This window comes from Amycolatopsis sp. NPDC051371, assembly GCF_040682155.1.
In the GTDB taxonomy this organism is placed as follows: domain Bacteria; phylum Actinomycetota; class Actinomycetes; order Mycobacteriales; family Pseudonocardiaceae; genus Amycolatopsis.
In genome coordinates this window covers 83,195-109,572 of sequence record NZ_JBFBAG010000019.1, presented here as the reverse complement: position 1 = coordinate 109,572, position 26,378 = coordinate 83,195, and the positions used below count along the sequence as shown (strand labels likewise).

The 26,378-nt window shown below is 72.4% G+C and carries 15 protein-coding genes; 9 read left to right on the top strand and 6 right to left on the bottom strand.

All coding sequences use genetic code 11. The features are described from left to right. The first annotated feature begins 5 nt into the window (after positions 1-5). Complete coding sequence (locus AB0M59_RS23620) at positions 6-2,465, top strand: M14 family zinc carboxypeptidase (RefSeq protein ID WP_364618293.1); 2,460 nt, start codon at positions 6-8, stop codon at positions 2,463-2,465. A 48-nt stretch (positions 2,466-2,513) separates the two neighbouring features. On the opposite strand, the gene AB0M59_RS23615 is transcribed toward AB0M59_RS23620, so the two are convergent. From AB0M59_RS23615 to AB0M59_RS23605, 3 genes are all read right to left on the bottom strand, one after another. Continuing rightward, on the bottom strand, positions 2,514-3,287 hold the full coding sequence (locus tag AB0M59_RS23615; protein WP_364618291.1) for a LysE family transporter: 774 nt from the start codon (positions 3,285-3,287) through the stop codon (positions 2,514-2,516). A 113-nt stretch (positions 3,288-3,400) separates the two neighbouring features. Then, positions 3,401-4,495 carry a DnaJ domain-containing protein gene (locus AB0M59_RS23610; protein ID WP_364618289.1) on the bottom strand — a complete coding sequence of 365 codons (1,095 nt, stop codon included), beginning with the start codon at positions 4,493-4,495 and terminating at the stop codon, positions 3,401-3,403. A 435-nt stretch (positions 4,496-4,930) separates the two neighbouring features. Beyond that, positions 4,931-6,514: an AMP-binding protein gene (locus tag AB0M59_RS23605; RefSeq protein WP_364618286.1), complete on the bottom strand. Its 1,584-nt coding sequence runs from the start codon at positions 6,512-6,514 to the stop codon at positions 4,931-4,933. Positions 6,515-6,723: 209 nt separating this feature from the next. Between AB0M59_RS23605 and AB0M59_RS23600 the strand changes: the two genes are divergently transcribed. Next, positions 6,724-7,674, top strand: a complete 951-nt coding sequence (locus AB0M59_RS23600; protein WP_364618283.1) for a TIGR03557 family F420-dependent LLM class oxidoreductase — start codon at positions 6,724-6,726, stop codon at positions 7,672-7,674. Between the two features lie 6 nt (positions 7,675-7,680). On the opposite strand, the gene AB0M59_RS23595 is transcribed toward AB0M59_RS23600, so the two are convergent. The 3 genes from AB0M59_RS23595 to AB0M59_RS23585 form a co-directional block, all read right to left on the bottom strand. Then, a complete protein-coding gene (locus tag AB0M59_RS23595) occupies positions 7,681-8,397 on the bottom strand; it encodes a transporter substrate-binding domain-containing protein (protein WP_364618280.1) in 717 nt (238 codons plus the stop codon). Between the two features lie 49 nt (positions 8,398-8,446). Then, on the bottom strand, positions 8,447-9,481 hold the full coding sequence (locus AB0M59_RS23590) for an aldose epimerase family protein (RefSeq protein WP_364618277.1): 1,035 nt from the start codon (positions 9,479-9,481) through the stop codon (positions 8,447-8,449). Between the two features lie 68 nt (positions 9,482-9,549). Next, complete coding sequence (locus AB0M59_RS23585) at positions 9,550-10,785, bottom strand: helix-turn-helix domain-containing protein (protein ID WP_364618274.1); 1,236 nt, start codon at positions 10,783-10,785, stop codon at positions 9,550-9,552. 259 nt (positions 10,786-11,044) lie between these two features. Between AB0M59_RS23585 and AB0M59_RS23580 the strand changes: the two genes are divergently transcribed. The 7 genes from AB0M59_RS23580 (at position 11,045) to AB0M59_RS23550 (ending at position 26,354) form a co-directional block, all read left to right on the top strand. Then, positions 11,045-13,039 carry an MMPL family transporter gene (locus AB0M59_RS23580; RefSeq protein WP_364618272.1) on the top strand — a complete coding sequence of 665 codons (1,995 nt, stop codon included), beginning with the start codon at positions 11,045-11,047 and terminating at the stop codon, positions 13,037-13,039. Further along, entirely contained in the window at positions 13,036-14,433 is a 1,398-nt protein-coding gene (locus AB0M59_RS23575; RefSeq protein ID WP_364618269.1) for an MFS transporter, read from the top strand. The genes AB0M59_RS23580 and AB0M59_RS23575 overlap by 4 nt, the downstream gene beginning before the upstream one ends. 92 nt (positions 14,434-14,525) lie before the next feature. Continuing rightward, complete coding sequence (locus AB0M59_RS23570) at positions 14,526-16,256, top strand: fatty acyl-AMP ligase (protein WP_364618266.1); 1,731 nt, start codon at positions 14,526-14,528, stop codon at positions 16,254-16,256. Continuing rightward, entirely contained in the window at positions 16,253-22,534 is a 6,282-nt protein-coding gene (locus AB0M59_RS23565; protein WP_364618263.1) for an SDR family NAD(P)-dependent oxidoreductase, read from the top strand. The genes AB0M59_RS23570 and AB0M59_RS23565 overlap by 4 nt, the downstream gene beginning before the upstream one ends. Further along, positions 22,534-24,111: an acyl-CoA carboxylase subunit beta gene (locus AB0M59_RS23560; protein WP_364618261.1), complete on the top strand. Its 1,578-nt coding sequence runs from the start codon at positions 22,534-22,536 to the stop codon at positions 24,109-24,111. The genes AB0M59_RS23565 and AB0M59_RS23560 overlap by 1 nt, the downstream gene beginning before the upstream one ends. A 10-nt stretch (positions 24,112-24,121) precedes the next feature. Next, positions 24,122-25,093: an alpha/beta hydrolase family protein gene (locus AB0M59_RS23555; RefSeq protein ID WP_364618259.1), complete on the top strand. Its 972-nt coding sequence runs from the start codon at positions 24,122-24,124 to the stop codon at positions 25,091-25,093. A 46-nt stretch (positions 25,094-25,139) separates the two neighbouring features. Further along, positions 25,140-26,354: a lipase family protein gene (locus AB0M59_RS23550; protein WP_364618256.1), complete on the top strand. Its 1,215-nt coding sequence runs from the start codon at positions 25,140-25,142 to the stop codon at positions 26,352-26,354. Positions 26,355-26,378: the final 24 nt, after the last annotated feature.

Sequence of the window (26,378 nt, the reverse complement as noted above, 5' to 3'; positions counted from 1 at the left end):
GACTGGTGCTGGCGGCTTCGGTCGTGGCGCTGGCGGCGGCGTTCGTCACGTTACCGGCCGGTACCGCCGGCGCGGCGCAGAACATCCTGCGTGCCGACAAGTCGGTACCTCGCTCGTGCTTCGCGAAAGTGCTGCCCAAGGGCACGCCGGGCACCGATCGCCGGGAGCTCAAGTCCACTGTGGATGGACTGGTCCAGGCCCGGCTCAAGCCGGCCTCGGGCGCCGAAGGCGACTGGGACGTCGCCGTGTTCGACAAGGCGACGGGCGCGGTGGTCGCCGCCTCGGCGGCGTTGCGCACTCGCGAACTCGCCGAAAGCTTCGTGAAGAAGGACCAGGAGCTCGTCGTCCAGGGCTGCCGCTACGGCGGCTCGGCCGACCGCGCCCAGCTCGGCGTCGACTTCCTCGCGCTGACCCCGCAGGGCACGCCGACGACCGCGCAGAAGGCGCAGCTGGTCCGCGTCGAGACGCCGACGCGCGCCGACAAGAACAAGCTGACCGGCCTCGGCCTCGACGTCACCGAGAAGGGTGACGCGACCGGGATCGAGGTCGTCCTCGCCGACGACGCCGACCGTCAGGTGCTCAAGGACAGCGGCTTCAAGTCCAAGGTGATCGAAGCCGACCTCTCGGCCAAGTCGGTCCAGGACGCGAAGACCGACCGCCAGTACGCCGCGAAGACCGCCGCGTCGGCGCTGCCGTCCGGGCGCACGAGCTACCGGCACCTCTACGACTACAACTACGAGATGAAGGAGCTGGCCCGCAAGAACCCGGGCCTCGTCTCGGCGTTCACCATGCCGGAGTCGACCTGGGAAGGCCGTGACGTCGTCGGCGTCGAGATCGCCACCGACGTCAAGAACATCACCGACGGCAAGCCGGTGAACTTCACCATGGGCGTGCACCACGCCCGGGAGTGGCCGGCCGCCGAGCACGTCATGGAGTGGGCGTACGAGCTGATCAACGGGTACGCGCACGACCCCGCGATCCGCAGCCTCGTCGGCAAGACCCGCAACATCGTCGTGCCGGTGATCAACCCGGACGGCTTCGAGATCTCCCGCGAGGCCGAGCCGAAGGGCGACTTCACCCGGTTCGACTACGAGATGAAGCGCAAGAACTGCAACGTCAACGACTCGCCGCCGCAGTACGCCACCGGCGTCTGCAAGGCCAACCCCGGCGGTCGTCTCCGCGGCACCGACCCGAACCGCAACTACGCGGGCTTCTGGGGCGGCGCCGGCGCCGAGATCGCCTGGAGCGGCGACACCTTCCGCGGGTCCGCGCCGTTCAGCGAGCCCGAGGTCCGCAACGTGCGCTCGATCGTGTCCTCGCGCCAGGTGACCAACCTGATGACGATGCACACGGTCGCCGCGCTGGTGCTGCGCCCGCCGGGCGTGGCGGACGTCCGCCCGCCGCTGGAGGAGCCGGCCTACAAGGCCCTCGGCGACAAGATGGCGTCGCGCAACGGCTACACCAGCCAGCCGAGCTGGGCGCTGTACGACACCACCGGCAGCACCGAGGACTGGTCGTACTGGGCCACCGGCGGCTGGGGCTTCACGATCGAGGTCGGCGGCAACGGCTTCCACGGTCCCTACGCCGACAGCGTCGTCGCCGAGTACGAAGGCCTCGCGCCGTCGTCCGGGGCCGGCAAGGGCGGCAACCGCCAGGCGCTGCTGGACCAGCTGGGCAGCGCCGCCGACCCGCAGCAGCACTCGACGCTGATCGGTTCGGCGCCCAAGGGCTACCAGCTCAAGCTGCACAAGACGTTCCAGACGCCGACGTCGCCGGTGATCCAGCCCGACGGCTCCACCAAGCCGCCGATCTACGTCACCGACAACCTCGACTCGAAGTTCACGACCACCGGCGGGCGGTTCGCCTGGTCGGTCAACCCGTCGACCCGGCCGTACGTGGCCGGCCGCTACGGGCGCGACCCGCAGGGCCCGGCGCAGCAGGGCCAAGCGGTGACCAACCCGGCCGGGGTGCCGCCGATCAACCAGAACTACCCGGTCGACCCGGCGGGTGACTCGTTCACCTTCCACGTCAACGGCCTGCCCCAGGTCGACAACGGGAAGTTCAGCGTCAACATCAACTGGGCGAACACGGCCACGGACTGGGACCTGTTCATCTACGACGCGGCGGGCAACCAGGTCAGCTCGTCGGCGAACGGCGGCACGACGTCCGAGCATGCCGTGCTGTTCGACCCGCCGGCCGGTGACTACCGGGCCGTGGTGGTCAACTACGACCAGGCCGACCCGGCCACGGTCGACGACTGGTCCGGGGACGTGTCGTTCGCGTCGCCGATCCCGCCGACGTACGGGCCGAAGGAGGCCTACCAGCTGACCTGCACGTCGCCGAAGGGCCAGCTCGTCGGCGTGGCGGACGTGTACGCCGACCGCGGCCAGACGGTCGACGTCGGCGAGGTCTGCACCCGCTCCGCGCACGCGCAGAAGCAGCGCGCTTCGGGTGGGGTTCGGTAGTCCGTTCTGTGTGTTCGTGAAGGCCTCCTCGCTGCGGCGGGGAGGCCTTCACGGCGTTACGGCGAGGGTGACGCCCAGGGCGACGAGGATCGTGCCCACGACGCGGTTGAGCGTGGGTTTCGCGTGGGCGTACCAGCGCTGGGTGGCGGGCGCGGAGAACACCAGGGCGACGCTCAGGTGCCAGGCCGTCGAGGTCAGGACGATCAGGGCGACTGCCGCGGCTTTGACGGCGGTGGGTTCGGTGGGCGGGAGCGTCGCGGTGAGGACGCTGCCGAAGAACGCTGCGGCTTTCGGGTTGGTCAGGTTGCTGACCACGCCTTGGCGGAAGTGGTTCGGTTTGCCGAGGCTGGCTCGGGTTGGCGGCGGTGTGGCTTTCCCGGTGCGGGGCGGTGGGGCGTCGTCGGCGTCGGTTCGCGGTGGTGCGGCCTTCTCGGTGCGTTGCGGTGGGGCCTCGTCGGGGCGGTTCCGGGGTGGCGTCGCCCGGTGCTGTGGCGGTGCTGCTTCCTCGCCGCGGTTCGCCGTCTCTGCCGGTTCGCGGGCTCGCAGCCACAGCCGCACCCCGAGCCACGCCAGATAGCCGCCGCAGAGCACGCGCAGGCCGGTGGCCAGCCACGGCGCCCGGGCCAGCACGCTGCCCAGCCCGAAGACCGCGACGGCGGCCAGCACTCCACCCGCGGCGACCACCCCGAGCGCGACCGCCACCGCGGCCCGCCGGGTCCCGGCCGCTGCGGTGTGCGCGATGAGCACGAAGTTGGGGCCGGGGGAGACCGCCGCCGGGAGGTAGGCCAGCAGGACGGTCCCCAGCGTGGCGGCGGGGTTCACACCGCCAGCCTCGCACGGCCGCCGGGCGGCGAGCCGGGCGCGCCTTGCCGGGCCCTGCCGACCTGAGCCGGTCGTCGGGACGCGAGCCAGCCCGGCAGCATCACGCCGGGGGCTCAGGCCGCCCGGCCGCCCCCGCCGACCACCTGGTCCCGCATGGTCCGCAGCGCCTGGTGGTCCACAGTGGACGGATCGGCGGCGAGCCACTCGCCGATCTCGTGCAGGAACTCCTCCGGCGTCATCGGCGCGGCGAGCAGGTCCCCGGGTTCGGCCGTCGTCAACTCGCCGCTGCGGCTCGGGTACACGATCATCGCGCCGCGCAGCGCCACGCCCGGCAGCAGGTCGCGGTACGCGGCGAGACTCTCGGCCAGCCGGCTGCCGCCGCCGCGGAACGGCCGGCCGTTCCGCAGCAGCCGACCGTCCTCGGCCGTCTCGTAGTGCCCGGGCAGCCACAGCTTCGACTCGATCAGCACCAGGCGCTTCCCGCACAGCACCGCGTGGTCGACGTCGGCGAACACCGAACCGGGCCACGCGAGCCCGTGGAAGATCCGCGCGCCGGGCAGCCGGGTCAGGTAGGTCTCGAGCAGGTCGGCGGTGAGGCGCTCGGCCAGCTCGTCGCGCTCGGTGCCGGGGGCGCCGAACACGGTGCGGCCGCCGAACTCCTCGGCGTACGCCTCGCGCGCCTTGTGCGCGCGCAGGTAACCGCGGGCCAGGCGCTGGACGAGCAGCGCGGTGCCGGCCGTCAGCAGCAGCCAGACGATGAGCACCGGCGTGCTGAACCCCACCCCGGTGACCAGCGGCAGCAGCACCAGCACCATCCCGCCCACCGCGGCGACCACCGGCGTGTGCCCGGGTCCGCGGCGGCGGCCGTGGCGCATCCGGGTGTCCTCCCCGGCGAAGTGCCACCAGCTCAGGTCTTCGGCGTCCAGTTCGGGCAGGTCGGGGACGAACCCGGGCTCGTCCCCGAAGCGCCGGCGGGGCCGCGGCCGGACCGGGACGGGCACCACGATGGCGCCGCCGGAGTCGTACCGCGCGCGGGCGACGGGATCGCTCAGGACGTCGTAGGCCTCGCGGAGCAGGCGGAACGTGCCGACCGTCCCGCCGCCGTCGGGGTGCATGGTCTTTGCCAGGCGGCGGTAGGCCGTCTTGACGTCGGCCGCCGCGGCGTCCCGGCGGACGCCGAGCACCTCGTAGTAGTCGACCTCGGGCACGCGGCTGTTCACCTCCGGATGGCTGCGCGAAGACTTTATGGGACCCGGTTTCCGGGTCCGTCACCGCCTCGGCGGCGCGTCGGGGTGATGCTCCTCCGGCGCAGGTCAGTGCGGTGTCAGGAGTTCTACCGGTGACGGCGGGAGGTTCGCGCACCCGGTTCGCCGGCGCGGAGGGGCCGCGTAACCGGGTCCTCCATGGGCCTTCCGGCGCATTTGCCGTGGTCCGCGAGTGTCCATTGAGGACTTTGTGTCACTCGGAAGTGTTGTCGCGACGGGAAACAGTCGGGTCGCAGTGACTTTTCGTAGCCGGAAATCACTCGAAGAGACGCGAACAGGTGTTCGAATACACGGCTAGGATGGAGGTATGTCCCCGGCGCCCCACAGACGTGACGGGCCCACCGCCACCCCACCTCGGCAGCGGGCCCGTCACCCCCGTCACCGCTCGCGCAGCAGGAAGCGCTGCAGCTTCCCGCTCGCGTTGCGCGGCAGTGCGTCGATGAACCGCACCCGGCGCGGGTACTTGTACGGCGCGGCAACGGCTTTGGCGTGCTCCTGCAGGGCGTGCGCGAGGTCCGGGCCCGGGGTGGCGCCCGGCCGCGGCACGACGAAGGCGGTCACGACCGCGCCCCGGTCCGGGTCGGGTGTGCCGACGACCGCGCACTCGTCGACGTCCGGGTGGCTGAGCAGTACTTCTTCGACCTCGGGAGCGGCGATGTTGTAACCGGAGGAGACGATCATGTCGTCGCTGCGCGCCACGAACCGGAAATAGCCGTCGGGTTCGCGGACGTAGGTGTCGCCGGTGATGTTCCAGCCGTCGCGGACGTAGTCGGCCTGTCGCGGGTCCTCGAGGTAGCGGCAGCCGGTGGGGCCCCGCACGGCGAGCAGGCCGGGCGTGCCGTCGGGTACGGGCGTGCCGTCGATGTCCAGGACGGCGGCGCGGAACCCGGGCACGACGGTGCCGGTGGTGCCGGGGCGGGTGGCGTCGTCGGCCGCGGAGATGAAGACGTGCAGCATCTCCGTGCTGCCGATGCCGTCGATGAGCGGGCGGCCGACGACGTCGCGGTACTCCTCGGCCACGGCGGCGGGCAGGGCCTCGCCGGCGGAGATCGCGCGGCGCACGCCCTTGAGCAGGAGGCCGTCGCCGGCGCCGAGGATCGCGCGGTAGGCGGTCGGTGCTGTGAACAGCACGGTCACCGCCCGCTCGGCGACGATCGAGGCCAGCTCCTGGGGCGTGGCTCGTTCCAGGAGGAGCACGGACGCGCCGGCGTGCAGCGGGAAGACGAGGAGGCCGCCGAGGCCGAAGGTGAACGCCAGGGGAGGGGTGCCGCAGAAGAGGTCGTCCGCGGTGGGGCGCACGACGTGCCGGGAGAACGTGTCGGCGATGGCGAGCAGGTCGCGGTGGAAGTGCATCGTCGCCTTGGGCGTCCCGGTGGTGCCGGAGGTGAAGGCGAGCAGCGCGACGTCGTCGGCGGCGGTCGGCACGTCGTCGAAGGTCGCCGGGTGCCGCGCGCAGCGTCCGGCGAGCTCGGTGCCGTAGGAGACGACGGGCAGTCCGGGCGGCAGCTCGTCGAGCAGACGCTCGTCGCACAGGGCGACGGCCGGCCGCGCCCGGTCGACGATCTTGTCGAGCTCGTGGCGGCGCAGCATCGGCATCGTGGAGACGGCGACGGCGCCGGCCTTGAGGACGCCCAGCCAGCACGCCGCCAGCCACGGCGTGTTGGTGCCGCGCAGCAGCACGCGGTTCCCGGGGACGACCCCGAGCTCGGCGGTGAGGACGTGCGCGATCCGGTTGGCGCGCGCGAGCACCTCGCCGTAGGTCCACGTCTCGTCGAGTGAGCGCAGGCAGGGCCGGTCGGCGCCGAAGCGCTCGACCGCGCCGTCGAGCAGGGCGGTGGCGGCGTTGAGCCGGTCGGGGTAGTCCAGCTCGGGGAGGTCGAAGACGAGCCGCGGCCACTGGTCGCCGGGCGGCAGCCGGTCACGGCAGAACGAGTCGGTGTGAGCGCTGGGAGTAAGCCTCATCGCAGCTCCTCGGATCGACCTGGGCCCCAGGGAACGTAGCACTCGTTGCGACCGTCGAGAAGACGCAATGCCGCACCGATGACGGCGGCGACGAGGAAGCGATATCACTCCGTGGACCGGAGGCCGCGCAGAGTGACCGCCGCGACGAGCGCCTCGCCCACCACCCGACGGCCACGTTTCACCCGGCGTCACCGTGGTAGCCACCGATCATGGTGAGCGTCGGGTACTTCCTCTCCTCCGAAGAGTTCTCTCCCCGCGAGCTGGTCCGCCAGGCCCGGCTCGCGGAGGCCGCCGGGTTCGAGCGGCTGTGGATCTCCGACCACTTCCACCCCTGGCTCGACGAACAGGGCAACAGCCCGTTCGTCTGGTCGGTCATCGGCGCGCTCAGCGAGGTCACCTCGCTGCCCATCTCGACGGCCGTGACCTGCCCGATCATCCGGATGCACCCCGCCGTCGTCGCGCACGCCGCCGCCACCGCCGCCGTGCAGTGCGAAGGCCGGTTCGTGCTCGGCGTCGGCACCGGGGAGGCGCTCAACGAGCACGTCACCGGGGCGCAGTGGCCGTCGCCCGGGGTGCGGCTCGAGATGCTCGAAGAGGCCATCGACGTCATCCGGCAGCTGCACACCGGCAAGGAGGTGAACCACCGCGGCCGTCACTACACCGTTGACCACGCCCGCCTCTACACCGTGCCCGACGAGCCGGTGCCGATCTACGTCTCGGCTTTCGGCCCGATGGCCACGGATCTCGCCGCCCGGGTGGGCGACGGCTTCTGCACCGTCATGCCGGACGCCGACCTCGTCCGGAAGTACCGCGACGCCGGCGGCGGTGGCAAGCCGGTGCAGGGCGGGCTGAAGGTCTGCTGGGCCGAGTCCGAAGAGGACGGTGTCCGCACCGCGCACCAGCGCTGGCGCAATGAACTGCTGCCCGGCAAGCTGCCCTCGACCCTCCCGACCCCGGCCGACTACGCCGCCGCGGCGAGCCTGGTCACCGAGGACATGGTCCGCGAGCAGTTCCCGTGCGGGCCGGACGCCGACCGGCACGTCGAAGCCGTCCGCGAGTTCGCCGACGCCGGGTTCGACGAGGTCTACGTCCAGCAGATCGGTCCGGACCAGGACGAGTTCTTCGAAGCCTGGCGCACGCAGGTGCTGCCGCGTCTCTGACCGTCCTTAACGGACTGCGAGCGGCGCGACCGTCGCGTCCGGCTGGTTCGCGCGGCGCAACGCTTCGGCGACGAACCCGTTCGCCTTCAGCTCCTCGACCAGATCGCGCAGGAACTCGACCGTCGAAGGACGACGAGCCGGCGTGGTCCCGACCGCCTGCTGGATCTGCATGAACCGCTCGGAAATCACCCGAATCCCAGGGTGCCCGGCCACATAGGTGGTCATCGGCTGCCGGATCCCGGCGGCCACCTCGAGGCCTTGCTCTTCGAACGCGACCACCCCGTCCGAGCCGCGCACGACCGTCGCGTGCGCGAGGGTCCGCGTCAGGAACAGGTCGTAGGCCGACCCCTCCTTGACGCCGATCCGGACGCCCGGCCGGTCGACGTCCGCGGGCGAGCCGAACGGCGAATCCGCCGGCACCACGTACACGCCTTCGATGACGACGTACGGCGCGGTGAAGGCCACCGAAGCCGCCCGCGCCGGCTCGATCGCCAGGAAACCGAGGTCCGCCGCGTCGGAGGTCAGGGCCTCGAACGACTTCCGGGCCGCGTCGAAGCAGCGGAACTCCACCGGCACGTCCAGCCGCGCCGCCACCTCGCGCGCCAGGTCGACCGTGACGCCCCCGGGCGCGTCCGGCGTTCCGTGGGCGAGCACCGGGTTGCCCAGGTTGATGGCGGCGCGCAGCACCCCGGTGGGCGCGAGGTCGGCGGAAAGATCTCCCATGACCGGCGAGGGTAGCCGCGACGGCGGCCGTGAGCGGGGTGGATGTCGCTCACGCCACCGGCGGCCGGTCCGCCGTCGTCAGCTCGAAGACCGTCTCCTGGTGGTAGACCCCGCCCGGCCGCAGCACCGTGCTCGGGAAGTCCGGCCGGTTCGGCGAGTCCGGGAAGTGCTGGGCCTCCAGCGCGAACCCCGCGCCCGGACGGCCGAGGTAGTTGCCCGAATAGAACTGCAGACCCGGCTCGGTCGTCCACATCGTGAGCAGGCGGCCGGACGTCGGCTCCCAGGCCCGGGTGGCGAACGGCGCACCGTCGTCGAGGACCCAGTTGTGGTCGTAGCCGCGGCCGATCGCCAGCTGGGGGTCGGGCTCGCCGAGACGGGCGCCGATCGCCGCCGGGCGGCGGAAGTCGAACGGGGTCCCCTCGACCGGCACCGGGTCGCCGACCGGGATCAGGCTCTCGTCGGTGGGGCAGTACGAACGAGCCGCGATCGACAGCGAGTGGTCGTACACGTCACCGGCGCCGGCCAGGTTCCAGTAGGTGTGGTTGGTCAGGTTGACGACCGTCGGCGCGTCCGTGGTCGCGCGGTAGGTGATGCGGAGCCGCGAGTCGAGGCGGTAGGTCACCTCGGTGGTGAGCCGGCCGGGGTAGCCCTGGTCGCCGTCCGGGCTGACCAGCGTGAACCGCACGCCGTCCGAGACCTGGACCGCCGACCACACCCGCGTGTCGAACCCGGCCGGGCCGCCGTGCAGGCTGTTCTTCCCGTCGTTCACCGGCACGCGGTGCAGGACGCCGTCGAGGGCGAACGCGCCGCCGGCGATCCGGTTGGCGAACCGGCCGATCACCGCGCCGAGGAAGACCCGCGCGGCGCCGGGCTGGTTGTTCGCGACGTAACCGTCGAGGTCGGGGTAGCCCAGGACGACGTCGGCGGGCTTTCCCGAACGGTCCGGGGCTTCCAGGGACTGGAGGACGCCGCCGTAGTCGAGCACGCGGACGGTGAGCCCGCCGGGCCGGGAGAGGGTGTACCGGTGGACGTCGGTGTCTCCGACGCGCCCGAAGAACTCCCGGGTGAGTTCGGTGTGCGTCATCGACAGGCCCCTCCGCCAGTGCTGTTAGCGCTAACAGAATGCGGGAGGACGTACCGCACGGTCAAGGGTCAGTGCTCACCCGGCGGCGGCGTCCCCAGCAGCTGGTGCGCCCGCAAGGCCATCTGGATCTCCAGCCGCTGCGCCGGATCCGTCAGCCGGTCGCCGAAGAGGTCGCTCAGCTGGCTCACGCGGTAGCGGACCGTCTGCGGGTGGACGCCCAGCGCCTGCGCGATGTCCGGCGTGTTCCCGTTGTGCTCCAGCCAGCTCAGCAACGTGTCCGCCAGACGGACCTGCTGTTTCACCGTCAGGCCCGCGAACGGGGCCAGGGTCTTCGCGGACAGCTGGTCGAGCAGGAACCGGTCCAGCAGCAGCCAGTGCGTCGCCAGGTGGTCGGCCGTGTGCGTTACCGCGTGGTCGCCGACCAAGCCGCGGCGGACCAGACCGAGCGTGCGGCGCGCCCACAGTGCCGACGTCGCCGCGTCGGCCGGCCGGACCCGGGGGCCGACGGCCGCGCGCCAGCCGGGCAGCCGGCCTTCGAGACCCCGCAGGTCGCGGTCCGGGTTCGGGGTCAGCAGGCAGGGCTCGGTGCCTTCGAGGTCGAGCAGGACGTCGTCGGCCACCTGCGGCGCCGGCGTCAGGTGCTGTTCGCTGCGCGGGTCGAGGGCGACGACGGTGACCCACTTCGGCATGGTCCAGTTCGCGGCCTTCGCCATCGTCGCGATCGTCGCCGGGGACGACGGCGGCGTGGCCAGGAGGAGCTCGAGCAGCCGGCGGCGACGGCGTTCGAGCGTCCCAGTCGCCATCGCCTGCGCCAGCGTGTACCCCTCGACCGAATACGACGAAATCTCTTCCACGTAGGCGAAGATCGCCTCCGCGCCGACGCACAGCACGGCCGCCGGGAAGCGGTGGGCCTGCCCCAGCTCCGCCACGTACCGCCACGCGGCCCGCCCGCCCGCGAAGTAGGCCGCCTGCAGCGAGTTCAGGCTGCCGCCGTCGTGGTGAACGCGCTTTCCGACCTCCCGGAACAACTTCGGCCAGTTGTCCTCTGTGGACGGTACGGAGTCGATGCTGTCGATGCAGCTGAGCACGGCCTGCTCGATCGCCAGCACGATCATCTTCCCGAACTCGCCTTCGAGGGGCTTGGCGTATTCGGGTACCGCTCGCTGGATCTCTTCGAGGATCCGCCGGGCGAGGGGGTCGGCGTGCAGCCGGAACCGCCGTGCGAGCTCGGTCGGCAGCGAGCACCAGAGTTGCTGCGCCCGGCCGGTGCCGCGAGGGTGCGGGACGGTGATCGTCCGGGTCATGGGCCACCCCTTTTCCGCATCGTCGCGAAGGTCATGTACTCACACGGATACGAGATTGGCAACCGCCGCACGCGTCTTCGGAGCGGGTTCTGTCATGCGGGGACCAACCGCCGCGCGCGACTTTGTCACGTGGTCGACAAGCGGCGGAACACTCACGGCCGCAAGGATTTCCGGAATCGGATTTGTGAGCTCGGCCCGTATCTTCGCGACCTGTTCCGTTGTTAGCGTGATCAACAAAAGCAACCGGAAGGAGAACGGGATGACGGCCGTCGTTTCGTGGTCTTTCCGCTGGTCCGGCGTGGTCGTCGCGCTCTGGCTGACGGCGCTGGCCGGACTCGTCGCCGCCGTCCTGCACACCGGCGCGGACTTCCGCGACACGGTCGACCTGCCTGCCGCGGACAGCACCGCCGCGGCACGGCTCCTGCACAGCACCGGCACCGAGGAACGCGTCGTCGTCCACGCGCCGGACGGTCCGCTCGACACCGGCACCGGCCGCGCCCGGCTCGACGCGTTCACCGCCCGATTGGCGGAGCTTCCGCACGTCGTGGCCGTCGGCCCACCGCCCGGCCAGGTGTCGGACGACCACCGGACCGCCGTCCTGCCAGTCCGGTTCGACGCCCCGGCCGCCGAGCTCGGCCAGGGCACGGCGGACGCCTTCGCGGCCGTCGTCCGGGACGCCGGCGACCTGACCGCCGGGGCGTCGGGGGAGCTCGCCGCGATGACGGCTGCCGCGCCGGACCTGGGCAACGCCGGGATCGGCCTGCTCGCCGCGGCCCTCGTGCTGCTCGTGACGTTCCGCTCGACGGCGTGCGTCCTGCTTCCGGTGCTCACGGCATCGGTCTCGGTCGGCTGCGCGCTGGCCGTCGTCTCCCTGCTGTCGCACGTCATGACCGTCCCGAAGATCAGCACCGAGATCGCCGCGCTGCTGGGCCTCGGGGTCGGCGTCGACTACGCGCTGTTCGTGCTCACCCGCTTCCGGCAAGGCCGCCGCGAAGGCGCGGATCCCGCGACGGCGCTGGCCGTCGCGGCGGCGACGTCGGGCCGCAGCGTGGTCTTCGCCGGGATCACCGTGTGCGTCTCGCTGGCCGGCATGCTGACCGTCGGCCTGCCGTTCCTCGACGGGATCGCCGTCGCCGCCGCGGTTTCCGTGCTGCTCACCGCGTCGGCCGCGCTGACCCTGCTGCCCGCGTTGCTCCGTCCGGTGGCCGCGCGGATGCGGATTCCGGCGGAGGGGAGCGGCCGCCGCTGGGCCCGGCTCGCGCGGTCGGTGACCGGCCGGCCGGCCCCGTACACGCTCGCCGCGCTGCTGGTCGTGGCCGTGCTCGCGCTGCCGATGACCGGCCTGCGGCTCGGCGTGCCGGACGCCGCCCTCGATCCGCCCGGCAGCGTCACGCGGACGGCCGCCGAGCTGCTGCGCGACGGGTTCGGCCCGGGCGCCGGCGCTCCGCTGCTGGTGGTGGGCACCCGCGACGCGTCGCTGGGCACGCTCCGCGAGGCGCTGCTCGCCCGAGCCGACGTCGGGCCGCCCGCCCCCCTTCCCGGCGGCGGCTGGCTGCTCACGGCCACCCCGCGCACCGCGCCCGACGATCCGGCCACCGGTGAGCTGCTGACCTGGACGAGGGCGATGGTCACGACGATCGGTGGCCCGGACACGCACGTCGGCGGGCTTCTCGCGGTCAGAGCCGACTTCTCCGCCGCCATCACCGCGCGGCTCCCGCTGTTCCTCCTCAGCGTCGTCGGCATCTCGGTGCTGCTGCTGGCCTGGGTGTTCCGCAGTGTGCTGATCCCGCTGACGGCGGCGGTGATGAACCTGCTGACCGCGGCCGCGACGACGGGCGTGGTCGTGTTCGCCTTCGGCGGCCCGATCGAGCCGTACCTGCCGGTGTTCCTGTTCGCCGGCCTGTTCGGCCTGTCGATGGACTACGAGGTCTTCCTCATCGCGCGCATCCAGGAGGCGTGGCGCCGCCGCCGTGACACCCGGGCCGCGGTCGTCGACGGCGTCGCAGCGACCGGCCGGACCATCACCGCGGCCGCGCTGATCATGGCGCTGGTGTTCGTGGCGTTCGCGTTCGTCGACGCCCGCGTCGTGCGGGAGGCCGGGGTGGGGCTGACCGTCGCGGTGCTCCTCGACGCGGTCGTCGTCCGGTGCGTGCTGGTGCCGGCGGTGATGGCGTGGCTCGGCGAAGCCAACTGGTGGTTTCCGCGGCGCTCGCGCGCTCCGGCCGCCCGCGAGCTGGTGGGGAGTGCGCGATGACCCGGCGGACCCTGGTGCTGATCGCGCTCGGCGCGTTCGTCACGACCTTGGACAACACCATCGTCGCGGCCGGCGCCCCTTCGATCGCGCGCGACCTCGGCCTGGACCTCGGGACGCTGCAGTGGGTCGCCCTCGGCTACATGCTCCCGTTCGCCGGCTTGCTCCTGGTCGCGGGCACGCTGATCGACCGCTGGGGCCGGCGCGCGACGTTGCCGGCCGGACTGCTGGCGTTCGGGATCGGCGCGGCCGCCGGCGGGCTGGCCGGGTCGGTGGGCCTGCTCGTCGCCGCCCGGGTGCTGCAGGGCGCGGCCGCCGCGTTCCTGGTGCCCGGCCTGCTGAGCTTGCTGCGGTCCAACCTCGACGCGCGGGGCCGGACGCTCGGCGCCGCCGTCTGGACCGCGTGCCTGGCCGCCGCGCTCGCGCTGGGGCCGGCACTCGGCGGGCTGCTCAGCGAATACCTCGGCTGGGCCTGGATCTTCTTCGTCAACCTCCCGTTCGTGGCCGCGATGCTCGTCCTGCTGCCGGGGACGGTGCCGCCCGGTCGCGAGCCGCCCGGTCCGCGGCCGGCCGTCGGAGCGATGGTCGTCGTGACGACGAGCCTGGTCCTGCTCACCGCGGCGCTCGTCTCGGTGGGCGACGACCCGCGGACCGGAGTCGCGCTGCTGGTGGCCGGTGCCGCGCTCGGCGTGGGATTCGTGGTCCGGGAGCGGCGGACGGGGCAGCGGCTGGTGCCGGCCGACCTGACCGGCAACCGGGTGTTCGCCGGCTCGCTCGCCGTGCAGGTGCTGTGGGGCCTCGGGATCTCGGGCATCGTCTTCTTCACGCCCCTGCTGCACCAGGAGTTCCTCGGTCTCGACCCGGTCCGGGCCGGGTTGCCGCTGGCGCTCGTCGCGGTCGCGGTGGTGGCCGCGACGCCGCTGGTCCCGTGGGCGGTGGCCCGGTTCGGTCCACATCGGACGGTCGCGGCCGGGCTCGCCGTGGTCGCCGGCGGATTGCTCGCCCTCGCCGCCGTGAACCACGTTCCGGCCGTTCTGCCGCGGGTCCCCGGGCTGGTGCTGATCGGGGCCGGCTCGGCGTTCACGACACCGTTGACGTCGCACGCGCTGGACGTCGTGGCCGAACGGCGGTCCGGCACGGCTTCCGGACTGCTCACGGCGTCGCGCGAGCTGTCGAGCGCGTTGGGCGTCGCGTTGATCGGCGCTGTCCTGACGTCCGTGCGGGCGATGCGGCTTGACGCGGGCGCGTCGCCGGGGACGGCGCTGGCCGCGGGGTACACCGCCGGCCTCCTCGCCGCGGCAGGGCTGACGCTCGCCGGCGCGCTGCTGGCCGTGCGCGCGTTGCGGAGCCCTGCCGCCACGACCTCGTCGCCGCGTGACAAACGTGCGGTGCCGTAATCCGTTTGCCGGTGAGTATCGGAAATCGCCCGATTGACAACCGCCCGGGAGCAGCTATTCACTGCGCCGGTAAACGCTATCTGCGAGGAGCCATGGAAACCATTTCCCAGCCGGTTCCCGTCCCCGGGGAAACCACCGACGACCGCGCCTCGCTGGCGACCCTGCTGGGCCGGTGGGCCCGGGTGCTCGGGGACGAGGTCGCCGTGACGTACCTGGACCACCGCGGCACCGCCGACGGCCGGGCGGTCACGCTGACCTGGCGCGAGCTCGACGAGCGCGTCACCACGGTCGCCGCGCGGTCGAGCGGAATCGCGGCCCCGGGCGAGCGGGCGGCGGTGCTCGCCGGGCAGTCCGTGGACTACGTCGTCGCGTTCCTCGGCGCGATCCGGGCGGGACTGGTCGCCGTGCCGCTGTTCGCACCCGGCCTGCCCGGGCACGCGGGCCGGCTCGCCGCGACACTCGCCGACTGCGCCCCGCGGCTCGTGCTCACCACGACCGGGGAAATCGAGGCGGTCAACGCCTTCCTCGCCACCGAATCGGCTGGTCCGGCCGTGGTCGCCGTCGACGCACTGGCCCCGGCCGACCCGCGGGAATGGCCTTCGCCGGACCCCGATGCGGTGGCGTACCTGCAGTACACGTCCGGCTCCACCCGCTCGCCCGCCGGTGTCGTGCTGACCCACCGGAACGTGCTGGCCAACGCCCGCCAGGCGTGCACCGCCTACGGCGTGGAAAGCCGCACCACCTCGACGGTCAGCTGGCTCCCGCTCTTCCACGACATGGGCCTGATCCTCGGCATCGGCGCGCCGATGGTCGGCGGCATGGCGTCGGTGCTGATGGACCCGCTGGCGTTCCTCGAGCGGCCGTCCCGGTGGCTGCGCGCGCTCTCGGCCAGCCCCGGCGCGATCAGCGCGGCGCCGAACTTCGCCTACGCCTACTGCGCTTCCCGCGTGTCCGAAGCCGAAAAGAGCTACCTGGAGCTGAGTCGGGTCGTCTCGCTGATCAACGGCAGCGAACCGGTGCTGCCGGCCACGATCGCGAAGTTCGAGAACGCTTTCGCCGAATGTGGGCTGCGGCCGGAGGTCCACCGGTCGTCCTACGGCCTGGCCGAGGCCACGGTGCTCGTTTCCGTGTCCGACGCCGGGAAACCGGCCCGGCAGGTCACCTTCGACCGGGACCGGCTCGCCGCCGGGTTCGCGGAGCCGGCCGCCTCCGGCTCAACTCTCGTTTCGTGCGGTCGCCCGGTGGGGCAACGGGTGCGGATCGCCGACCCCGTCACCGGCGAAGCCCTGGCGTCCGGCGAGGTCGGCGAGATCCGGGTCGGCGGCCCGAACGTCGGCCGCGGCTACTGGGGACGGGACTCGACCGCGACGTTCGGCCTGCCGCCGCTCGATCCGGATACCGGCGAAGGCTGGCTGGCGACCGGCGACCTCGGCGTGGTGTTCGACGGCGAGCTGTTCGTCACCGGCCGGCTGAAGGACCTGGTCGTCGTCGACGGCCGCAACCACTACCCGCAGGACATCGAGCAGACGGTGGAAGAGCACGCGGGCGTCCGGCCGCACTCGGCCGCGGTCTTCGCGATCGGCACCGACGACGGGGAAGCCGCGGTCGTCGCGCTGGAACGCGCCAAGAACTCCGAGGCCGACGTCGCGGAGGTCGTCGCCGCGCTGCGGGCGGCCGTGTCGGCCGGACACGGGCTGCGTCTGCACGACGTCGTCGTCCTGGCTCCCGGAGAGGTGCCGCGGACGTCCAGCGGCAAGATCAGCCGGGCGCATTGCCGGGCGTCCTATTTGGATGGTCTGCTGGACGAACGGCGGCTCGGATGACCACGACCGACGCGGTTCGCGCGTGGCTCCTCGCCCGGCTCGGCCCGGTGGACCCCGACCGGCCGCTGCAGGAGACGGGACTGTCCTCACGGGACGCGACGACCCTGGCGGCCGACCTCGGGCAGTTCGTCGGCCGTCCCCTGGACGCGACTCTCGTCTGGCAGTACCCGACGGTCACCGCATTGTCCACCTATCTGTCCACAGGGGACTCTTCCGTCGTTTCGCTGCCTCCCGGCGTTGTCGATGAGCCGATCGCCATCGTCGGCCTCGGCTGCCGGCTGCCGGGCGGGATCGACTCGCCGGAGGCGTTCTGGCGGTTCCTCGACTCCGGCGGCGACGGCATCGGCGACGTCCCCGAGGGGCGTTGGGAGACGTTCGCACCGGCTTCGGATCTCGCGGGATTGCCGTTGCGGGGCGGGTTCCTCGACGACGTCGCCGGGTTCGACGCGGAGTTCTTCGGCATCACCCCGCGCGAGGCCTCGGCGATGGACCCGCAGCAGCGGATCCTCCTGGAGGTGGCCTGGGCGGCGCTGGAACACGCCGGGATCCCGCCGTCCGGGCTGCGCGGCAGCCGGACCGGGGTGTTCGTCGGGCTGTCGGCCACCGAATACGGCTCGCTGACGATGACCGACGTCGGGGGCGTCGACGTCTGGTCGGGGACGGGCGCCGCGGCGAGCATCGCCGCCAACCGGCTGTCGTACCTGCTCGACCTGCGCGGGCCGAGCCTGACGCTCGACACGGCGTGTTCGTCGTCGCTGGTCGCGGTGCACCAGGCGATGCAGAGCCTGCGCCGCGGCGAGAGCGAGCTCGCGCTGGCCGCCGGGGTGAACGTGCTGCTGTCGCCGGGCATCACCGCGGGCTTCCACCGCTCCGGGGTGCTGGCCGCGGACGGGCACTGCAAGCCGTTCGACGCGGGCGCCGACGGCATCGCGCGTGGCGAGGGGTGCGGGGTGGTCGTGCTGAAGCCGCTGCGGGCGGCGCGCCGGGCGGGCGATCGGGTGCTGGCGGTGCTGCGCGGCAGCGCGGTGAACTCCGACGGCCGGTCCAACGGCCTTACGGCGCCGAACCCGTTGGCCCAAGCCGACTTGCTGCGCTCGGCCTATGCTTCGTCCGGAGTCGATCCGTCCAGTGTGGACTACGTCGAGGCGCACGGGACGGGTACACCGCTCGGCGATCCGTTGGAGGCCGGCGCTTTGTCGGCGGTGCTCGGCCGCGAGCCGGACCGTCCGTTGTTGCTGGGGTCGGTGAAGAGCAACCTGGGTCACCTCGAAGGGGCGGCGGGCATCGCGGGGCTGCTGAAGGTGGTGCTGGCGATGACGCACCGGCGCGTGCCGCCGACCCTGCACTACCGGGCGCCCAACCCGCACATCGACTTCACCGGGCTGCGGGTGGTGACGTCGGGCACGGAGTGGCCGCGCTACTCGGGGACGGCGCGGGCCGGGGTGTCGGCGTTCGGCTTCGGCGGGACGAACGCCCACGTGGTGGTCGAGGAGTGGCCGGCGGCGTCGTTCCCGCCACGGGTGGTCGGTGTCGACGGGCCGGCGGTGTTCGCGCTTTCGGCTCGGTCGGATGAGGTGCTGCGGGCACGGGCGGGTGAATTGGCGGAGTGGGTCGAGGGTTCGGAGGTGCCGCTGGGTGTGGTGGCGTCGACGCTGGCTCATGGACGTGAACACTTGCCGGTTCGGGGTGTGGTGGTGGGGGAGAGCCGTGGTGAGGTGGCGGCGGGGTTGCGGGAGCTGGCCGCCGGCTGCGGCATGGTCAGCGCGGCGGGTGGTCTACCGCGGCTTGTCGTGAGTGAGAAACAGTGTTCTAACCCTGTTTCTCACTCACGACCGTCGGCCGCGGACCCGGGGGTGGTCTTCGTTTTCTCCGGCTACGGCTCTCAGTGGGTCGGCATGGGTCGCCAGTTCCTGCTCTCCGAACCCGCCTTCCGCGCCGCGGTCGAGGCGCTCGACCCCGTCTTCCTCGCCGAAACCGGCGCCTCCCTCCAAGACCTCCTCGACCGCGAACCCGAGAACCTCGCCACCACCCAATTGGCCCTCTTCGGCATGCAGCTCGCCCTGGCCGGACTCTGGCGCGCCCACGGCGTCACCCCCGCCGCGGTCCTGGGGCACTCCATGGGCGAGGTCGCCGCGGCCGTCGTCGCCGGGGCGCTCGATGTCCCCGATGGCCTGCGCGTCATGACCACCCGGGCCCGGCTGCTCGCCGAACTCGACCAAAGCGGGGACGGCGCCATGGCCGTCGTCGAACTTTCTCCAAAAGAGCTGGCGGGGTTCCCCGAAATCACCGTCGCGGTGTACGCCTCGCCTACCCAGTGCACCGTCAGCGGCGCCGCGGACCAGGTCGACGCCCTCATCCGGTACACCGAACGTGAGGGCCGCCTCGCCCGGCGGCTCCCGGTCGGCGGGGCCGGGCACTCCGCCGCCGTCGATGCCGTGCTCGACCGCTTCCGCGCCGACCTCGACCAGATCCAGCCCAAGAAGCCCGAAGTTCTCTGCTACACCACAGTTCTCGACGATCCTCAAGAGACACCGACTTTCGACGTCGAGTACTGGGCCGCGAACCTGCGCCGTCCGGTGCGCTTCACCCAGGCGCTGACCGCCGCCGCCAAGGACGGGCACGTCGTGTTCGTCGAAGTGTCCCCGCACCCCGTCGCCCTCGCCGCCATCGAACAGACCACGGGTGAACAAGCTCTGCCCTCGGCGAGCCGGAAGATCGACGAACGGACGGCCTTCCTCACCAGCCTTGCCCGGTTGCACGTGAACGGCCGCCCCGGTGCGCTGGCCGTCCGGCCGCGGACCACGCCGGTCGACCTGCCGGGTCCGGTCTGGCGCCACCGGCGGTTCTGGCCGAAGCGCCGAACCCAGGCCCCAGGCGCGCACCCGCTGCTGGGTGTCCACATCGAACACCCGGACGGCCATCTCTGGCGCGGCGACGTCGGCACCGAGTCACTGCCCTGGCTCGCCGACCACACCGTGCAGGGGACGCCGGTCTTCCCCGCCACCGGCTTCCTCGAACTGGCGCTCGCCGCCGCGCGCACCGGGCGGATCCGCGACCTCGAACTGCGGGAAGTCCTGACGCTGGACGACCACACCGAGGTGACGACCAGCCTCACCGGCACCGAGTTCGGCGTCCACGCGAAGTCCGCGCAGGGTGAGTGGGTCCGCCACGCCACCGCGCGTATCGACACCGGTGGCACGCCGTCGGCACCGTTCGGCGAGGCCGTCGGCGAGCCCCTCGATCTGTACCGCGTCCTGACCGAGCTGGGCCAGGACTACGGCCCCGCGTTCCGCGGCCTGCGTCGCGTCACCGCCGCCGACGGGAAAGCCTCGGCTTCGATCACCCCGCCCGACGCCGATCACCCCGCCTACCTGCTGCACCCCGCCCTCGCCGACGCCTGCCTGCACGCGCTCGCCGCGGCCGTCGGGGACGCGGACGCCCTCTACCTGCCGCTCACGATCGGCGAAGTCCTGCTCGTCGGCGAACCTCGGCACGGCGTTCGCGTGGACGCCGTCCTCAGGTCGAAAGACCCCTCCGGCGACGGCTTGCTCGGCAGCGTCCAGCTCGTCGACGCCGACGACGTCGTGCTGGTCGAGTTCCGCGACGTCTACTGCCGACGGTTCCGTGACGCGGCCGTCGAACGGCTGCTGTTCGAGGCGGCCTGGCAGCCGGCGGAACTACCGGCAGCGTCGGAGCGGCCCGACCGCTGGATCGTGCTGTCCGAAGACGACGACGACCTCGTCACGGCCCATCTCGGCGATCGGGCCGCCGTCGAGGCGCAGCTACTCAAGGGCGAAGCGACCGCGGTCGTGGTCCTGCTCGGCGGGGAGACCACGCCGAACCCCGAGCGGGCCGCGCGACTGGTCGGGACGGTCTCCGACCTCGTCGCCGAACTGGCCGAACTGCCGGCGCCGCCGAGGTTGTGGCTGGTCACGGCCGGGGCGTACAGCGTCGAGCCCGGCGAACGCGGCGACCCCGACCTGGCCGCGCTGCGCGGACTCGTCCGCGTGCTCGCGTTCGAACACCCCGAACTCCAGGTGAGCGTCGTCGACTTCGACGCCGGACCGGACCCGGCGCGGCTGTGGGTCGGCCAGCTGCGTGACGAGGTCCGCGCGGACGGGCCGGACGACGAGGTCGCCTGGCGCGAAGGCGTCCGCCACGTGCGACGGCTGGGCCGCCCCGAGCCGGGTGACGTGGTGCGCGAGCCGGTCCGCGACGGCGCCTACGTCATCACCGGCGGGCTCGGCGGCCTCGGCCTGGTCACCGCGAAGTGGCTGGCGGACCGAGGCGCGACGCGGGTGGTGCTGAACAGCCGCCGCGGCGCCCCCGCTCCGGACCTGGGGATCGACGTCCGTGTCGTCTCCGGCGACGTCGCGGAGCCCGCTACGGCCGAGGCGCTGGTCGCGGCGGCCGTCGACGGGGGCGTGCCGCTGCGCGGGGTGCTGCACGCCGCCGGCGTCCTGGCCGACGGCGCCGCGATCAGCCTGGACGCGGGTGCGCTCGACGCCGTCTGGCGGCCGAAGGCGCTGGGTGCCTGGCGGCTGCACGAGGCGACCGCCGGGCACGACCTCGACTGGTGGCTCGTCTATTCGTCCGCGGCCGCGCTCTTCGGCTCGCCCGGCCAGGCCGCGTACGCCACGGCGAACGCGTGGGCCGACGCCCTGGTCGCGTGGCGCCGGGCCCAGGGCCTCCCGGCGGCGACCATCGGGTGGGGCGCCTGGGGCGAGGCAGGCGCCGCGGCCGGGTCGCGCAACCCCGTGCTCGAGCCGCTCGGCACCGAGGAAGCGCTTGCGGCGCTGGACGTCGTCCTCGCACGCGACCGCGCGGCGACCGGCGTGGCCCGCGTCAACGCCGAAACAGTGCTGGAGTTGTTCCCCCGGCTGGCCGACCGGCCGTTCTTCGGGTTGTTTGCGCCGCGGACGGGACCGTCTACATGGGACGGTTTGGACTCCCTTCGCAGAGGAACACCGGAAACAGCGAGGAAAGCGATCGCCGATCACCTGGCCGGACTCATCGCCGGTCTGCTGGGCTACGCCGAGGTCGAACGGGACGTGCCGCTCACCCGGCTCGGCCTCGACTCGCTGTCGGCGATGCGCGCGCGGGGTGCGGTGGAACGCGACTTCGGCCTGCCGCTGCCGATCCCGCTCCTCCTGCGCGGTGCCAGCCTCGCCGAGCTCGCGGGTCACCTCGCCGAGCAAGCCGGCTTCGGACCGGCGAAAGCCGAGCCGGTCACCGCGGGGCCGCGTGACCCCGCCGAGCGGTGGGTCGCCCGCCACTGGCGGGCCGAGCTGGGCGGCCCGGAACCCGGCGTGCACGACGACTTCTTCGCCGTAGGCGGCGATTCCGAGCAGGCGAGGCGGCTGAGGGCGGTGTTCGCGGACCAGCTGGGCGCCGTGCCCGCCGTCGAGCGGCTGTTCGCCACGCCGACGGTCGCGGCGATGGCCGACCTGCTGCGTGCGGAGCTGGAAGGACACGGTGGTGGCCCGGTGCGGCTGCTGCGCGACGGCGTCGGGGAGCCGGTGTTCCTCTTCCACCCGGCCGGCGGCCCGACGAGCGTGTACCGCGAGCTGGTCCGGCTGCTGCCGGAGGCACACCCGGTGTACGGGTTCGAGCGGATCGACGACGAGGACACCGTCGAGGCCAAGGCCGCGTGCTACGTCGAGCTGATCCGGGAGATCCAGCCGCAGGGGCCGTACCGCCTGGGCGGCTGGTCGTTCGGCGGCTGCCTGGCCTACGAGACGGCCAGGCTGCTCGACGGCTCGGTCGACCTCGTGGTCCTGATCGACACGATCCTGCCGCTGCCGGCGCCCGGGAAACCGGCCGACCTGCTGCTGGACCGCTTCGACCGGTTCGCCGAGCACGTCTCGCGGACCTACGGCGTCCCGTTCGCGATCCCGCGTGACGCCCTGGCCGAGCTGGAGGAGCACGCCCAGATCCGGTGGGTGATGGACAGCCTCGCCGAACAGGTCCCGGACTTGGGAGCCGGCGTCCTGCGCCACCAGTACGAGTCCTATGTGGACGCCCGGGTGGCCGAAAGGTACACACCGGAGCGGTACGACGGGCGAGTGCTGCTGTTGCGGGCCCAGGAGCCGCACCCGCTCACGACGACGCTCGACCCGCGCTACCTGCGCACGGACGACACCTTGGGCTGGGACGAGTTCTGCCCCGACCTCGAGGTGGCCCGCGTCCCGGGCGACCACGTCTCGATGATCGACCCGCCGCACGTGGCGGCGCTGGCCGCCGAGCTGACGGCCCGGCTCGGAGTGGGGGTGCGGTGATGGACGAGCTCACGCCGACCACGGCGTTCCGGATCGCCGACCTCGAGGCGCGGCAGGACGAAGCCGTCCGGATCGCCGAGAAACGCGCCGTCGACCGGCAGCACGCCAAGGGCAAGCTCACGGCCCGCGAACGGATCGGGCTGCTGCTCGACCCCGGGTCCTTCGTCGAGCTCGACCAGTTCGCGCGGCACCGGTGCGGTGAGTTCGGGATGGACGCCAACCGGCCCTACGGGGACGGCGTCGTCACCGGGCACGGGACCGTCGACGGGCGGCAGATCTGCGTCTTCTCGCAGGACTTCACCGTCTTCGGGGGCAGCATGGGCGAGGTCTCCGGCGAGAAGGTCCTCAAGGTGATGGACCTGGCGATGTCGCTGGGCTGCCCGGTCGTCGGGATCAACGACTCCGGCGGCGCGCGCATCCAGGAAGGTGTCGTCTCGCTGGCTTACTACGCCGAGCTCGGCCGGCGCAACGCTCACGCGTCGGGGGTCGTCCCGCAGATTTCGATGATCATGGGCCCGTGCGCCGGCGGTGCCGTCTACGCGCCGGCGATCACCGACTTCACCGTGATGGTCGACGAAACCTCGCACATGTTCGTCACCGGGCCGGACGTCGTGCACGCCGTCACCGGCGAGCGGGTCACCGCGCAGGAGCTGGGCGGTGCGGCCGTGCAGAGCGAGGTCGCCGGCAACGCCCACCACCGGGCCGCCGACGAGCAGGACGCCATCGAGTGGGTGCAGACGCTGCTCGCGTACCTGCCCTCGAACAACCTCGACCGCGCCCCGGAGTACGCCGACGACACGAGTCCCGTCGTCACCCCGGCCGATCTCGAGCTCGACCGGCTGGTGCCCGACTCGCCGAACCGGACCTACGACATGGCCGAGCTGATCGTCCGGCTGGTCGACGACGGCGAGTTCACCGAGGTGCACAGCGCCTTCGCGGCCAACATGATCTGCGCGTTCGGCCGGGTCCAGGGCCGCACGGTCGGCATCGTCGCCAACCAGCCGCGCCACCAGGCCGGCGTCCTCGACATCGACGCGTCGGAGAAGGCCGCGCGGTTCGTCCGCTTCTGCGATGCCTTCTCGATCCCGCTGCTGACCCTCGCCGACGTCCCCGGCTACCTGCCGGGCAGCGACCAGGAACGCGGCGGCATCATCCGTCGCGGCGCGAAGCTGATCTACGCCTATTCCGAAGCCACCGTGCCGAAGGTGACCGTGGTCGTCCGCAAGGCCTACGGCGGCGGCTACGCGGTGATGGGCTCCAAGCACCTCGGCGCCGACGTGTCCCTGGCCTGGCCGACCGCGGAGATCGCGGTGATGGGCGCGGAGGGCGCGGTGCAGGTGCTCTACCGGCGCGAGCTGGCCGAGCTGCCGCCGGAGCGGCGGGCCGCGGCGCGAAGACGGCTCACCGAGGAGTACCGCAAGCGCCACACCGGACCGTACCTGGCCGCCGAGCGCGGCTACGTCGACCAGGTCGTGACGCCCTCGCAGACCCGGCTGCAGGTCGCGCGCGCCCTGCGGACGCTGCGCACCAAACGGCAGACCTTGCCGGCCAAGAAGCACGGGAACATCCCTCTGTGAAGGAGCGGCGATGAGAGCCACCTTTCTGGCGTTGATCGTGATGGTCCTGATCGCGAGCGGCGTCACGGCCGCCCAGGCGATCCCGGCCGCGGTGGCCGACGACGGCGCGAAAGTCGTCGAGGAGACCTGGCTCGACGCCCGGACCGTCGACCTGAAGATCAGCTCGCCCGCCCTCGGTACCACCGGGATGGTCCGGCTGATCGTGCCGACCGGCTGGGCCGCGCAGCCCACGCGGACGTGGCCGGTGCTGTTCCTGCTGCACGGCTGCTGCGAGCCCGTCGACTACAAGTCGTGGGACCAGTTCACCGACGTCAAGGCGTTCACCGCGAACAAAGACGCGCTCGTCGTGATGCCGACGGACGGGCCGGCCGGGATGTACACGAAGTGGTGGAACTTCGGGTTGTCGAGCAAGCCCGACTGGGACACGTTCCACACCGCGGAGGTCCGTCAGATCGTCGAACGCGGGTACCACGGCGGGACACGCCGGGCGATCGCCGGGCTGTCGATCGGCGGCTACGGCGCGTTCGCGTACGCCTTCCAGCACAAGGGGATGTTCGCCGCGGCGGCGTCCTACAGCGGCGTGCCGAACACGCTCTACCCGGGGATCCCGGTCTGGATCATCGGCATCCTGGCCCGTGCCGGGATCTTCAACTACCTCAACCTCTGGGGCGACTCCTTCGGGATGCAGCCGATCTGGTCGTCGCACAACCCGTACGACCACGTCCAGGACCTGCGCGGCATGGCGCTCTACCTCTCCTGCGGCAACGGGCAGACCGGGCCGCTCGACCCGCCCGGGCAGTCCGACATCCTGGAACCGTCGGCGTTGCTCTCGTCCCGCAGCTTCACCGACAAGCTGCAGCAGGCGGGGATCCCGGCGACCGTCGACTACTACGGCCCGGGCACCCACAGCTGGCCGTACTGGCAGCGGGCCCTGCACAACTCGTGGCCGGTCCTGGCCGGCGCGCTCGGGCTCCCCGCCTGAGCACATTCCCTTTCCCGAGGGAGCCCTTTCCCCGATGGAGGTTGTGGTGAAGTCTGTCCCCTTGCGACGCGTGCTGTCCGCGCTCCTGGGCGTCTCCCTGGCGGCGCTGGGAGTGGTGGCCGCGAGCCCGCCCGCCGGCGCGGTGGCGGCGCCGATCCTGCCCGGCCCGTTCGACGACTCGTTCTACACCGCGCCTTCGCCGCTGCCGGCCGGGAAGCCCGGTGACGTCCTGCGCTGGCGCCCGACGGTGCCGCTGCTGAACGCCGCCAACGCCGACGCCTGGCAGGTCATGTACCTCTCGACCAACGCCCAGGGCCGGCCGGACGCCGTCACCGGGACCATCCTGGTGCCGAAGGGCAAGGACCCGGCGACCGCGCCGATCGTGGGGTACGCCGTCGGGACGCAGGGCCCGGCGTTCAAGTGCACGGCGTCCAAGGCGATGGAGCGCGGCACGCTCTACGACCAGCCGGCCATCAACGACTCGCTGTCCAGCGGTTACGCCGTCGCGGTGACCGACTACGAGGGCTACTCGCCGACGACCGTGCCGACGTACATCACCGGGCAGTCCATGGGACCTGCGGTCATCGACTCGGTGCGAGCGGCGCAGAACCTGCCGTCCGCGCGGCTGGCCAAGTCGGCGAAGGTGATCTTCCAGGGCTACTCGCAGGGCGGCGGCGGATCGATGTGGGCGGGGGAGAAGCAGCCCACGTACGCGCCGGAGCTGAACGTGGTCGGCGTCGTCGCGGGCGGGGTGCCGGCCGACCTGACCGAGGTCGCCAAGGGTCTCGACGGTTACGTCGGCTTCGGGTTCCTCGCGTTCGCCGCGATCGGGCTCGACGCCGCGTATCCGGACCTGAAGCTCGATTCCTTCCTCAACGACACCGGCCGTCAGCAGTTGGGTGACGCCGAGAAGAACGCCTGCGTCGCGGAACTGCTGCTGAACTACTCGTTCAAGAAGATCAGCGACTACACGACGACGAACCCGCTGAGCACGCCGCAGTGGCAGGCGCGGCTGGCGCAGAACGAGCTGGGCGCGAACCCGCCGCGGGTGCCGGTGTTCCAGTACCACGCGAGCACCGACGAGATCGTCAACACGCCGCAGGCCGAGACCCTGCACCGCGCTTATTGCGCGGCCGGCGTCCGGGAGCAGTGGCAGACCTACATTTCCGACCACGCCACGGGAATTCTCGCCGGCAACGCGGACGCGCACCAGTGGATCGTCAAGCGCTTCAACGGCGACCCCGCGCCCACCAACTGCTGAAAGTTCGTGAAGGCCACCTTGAGG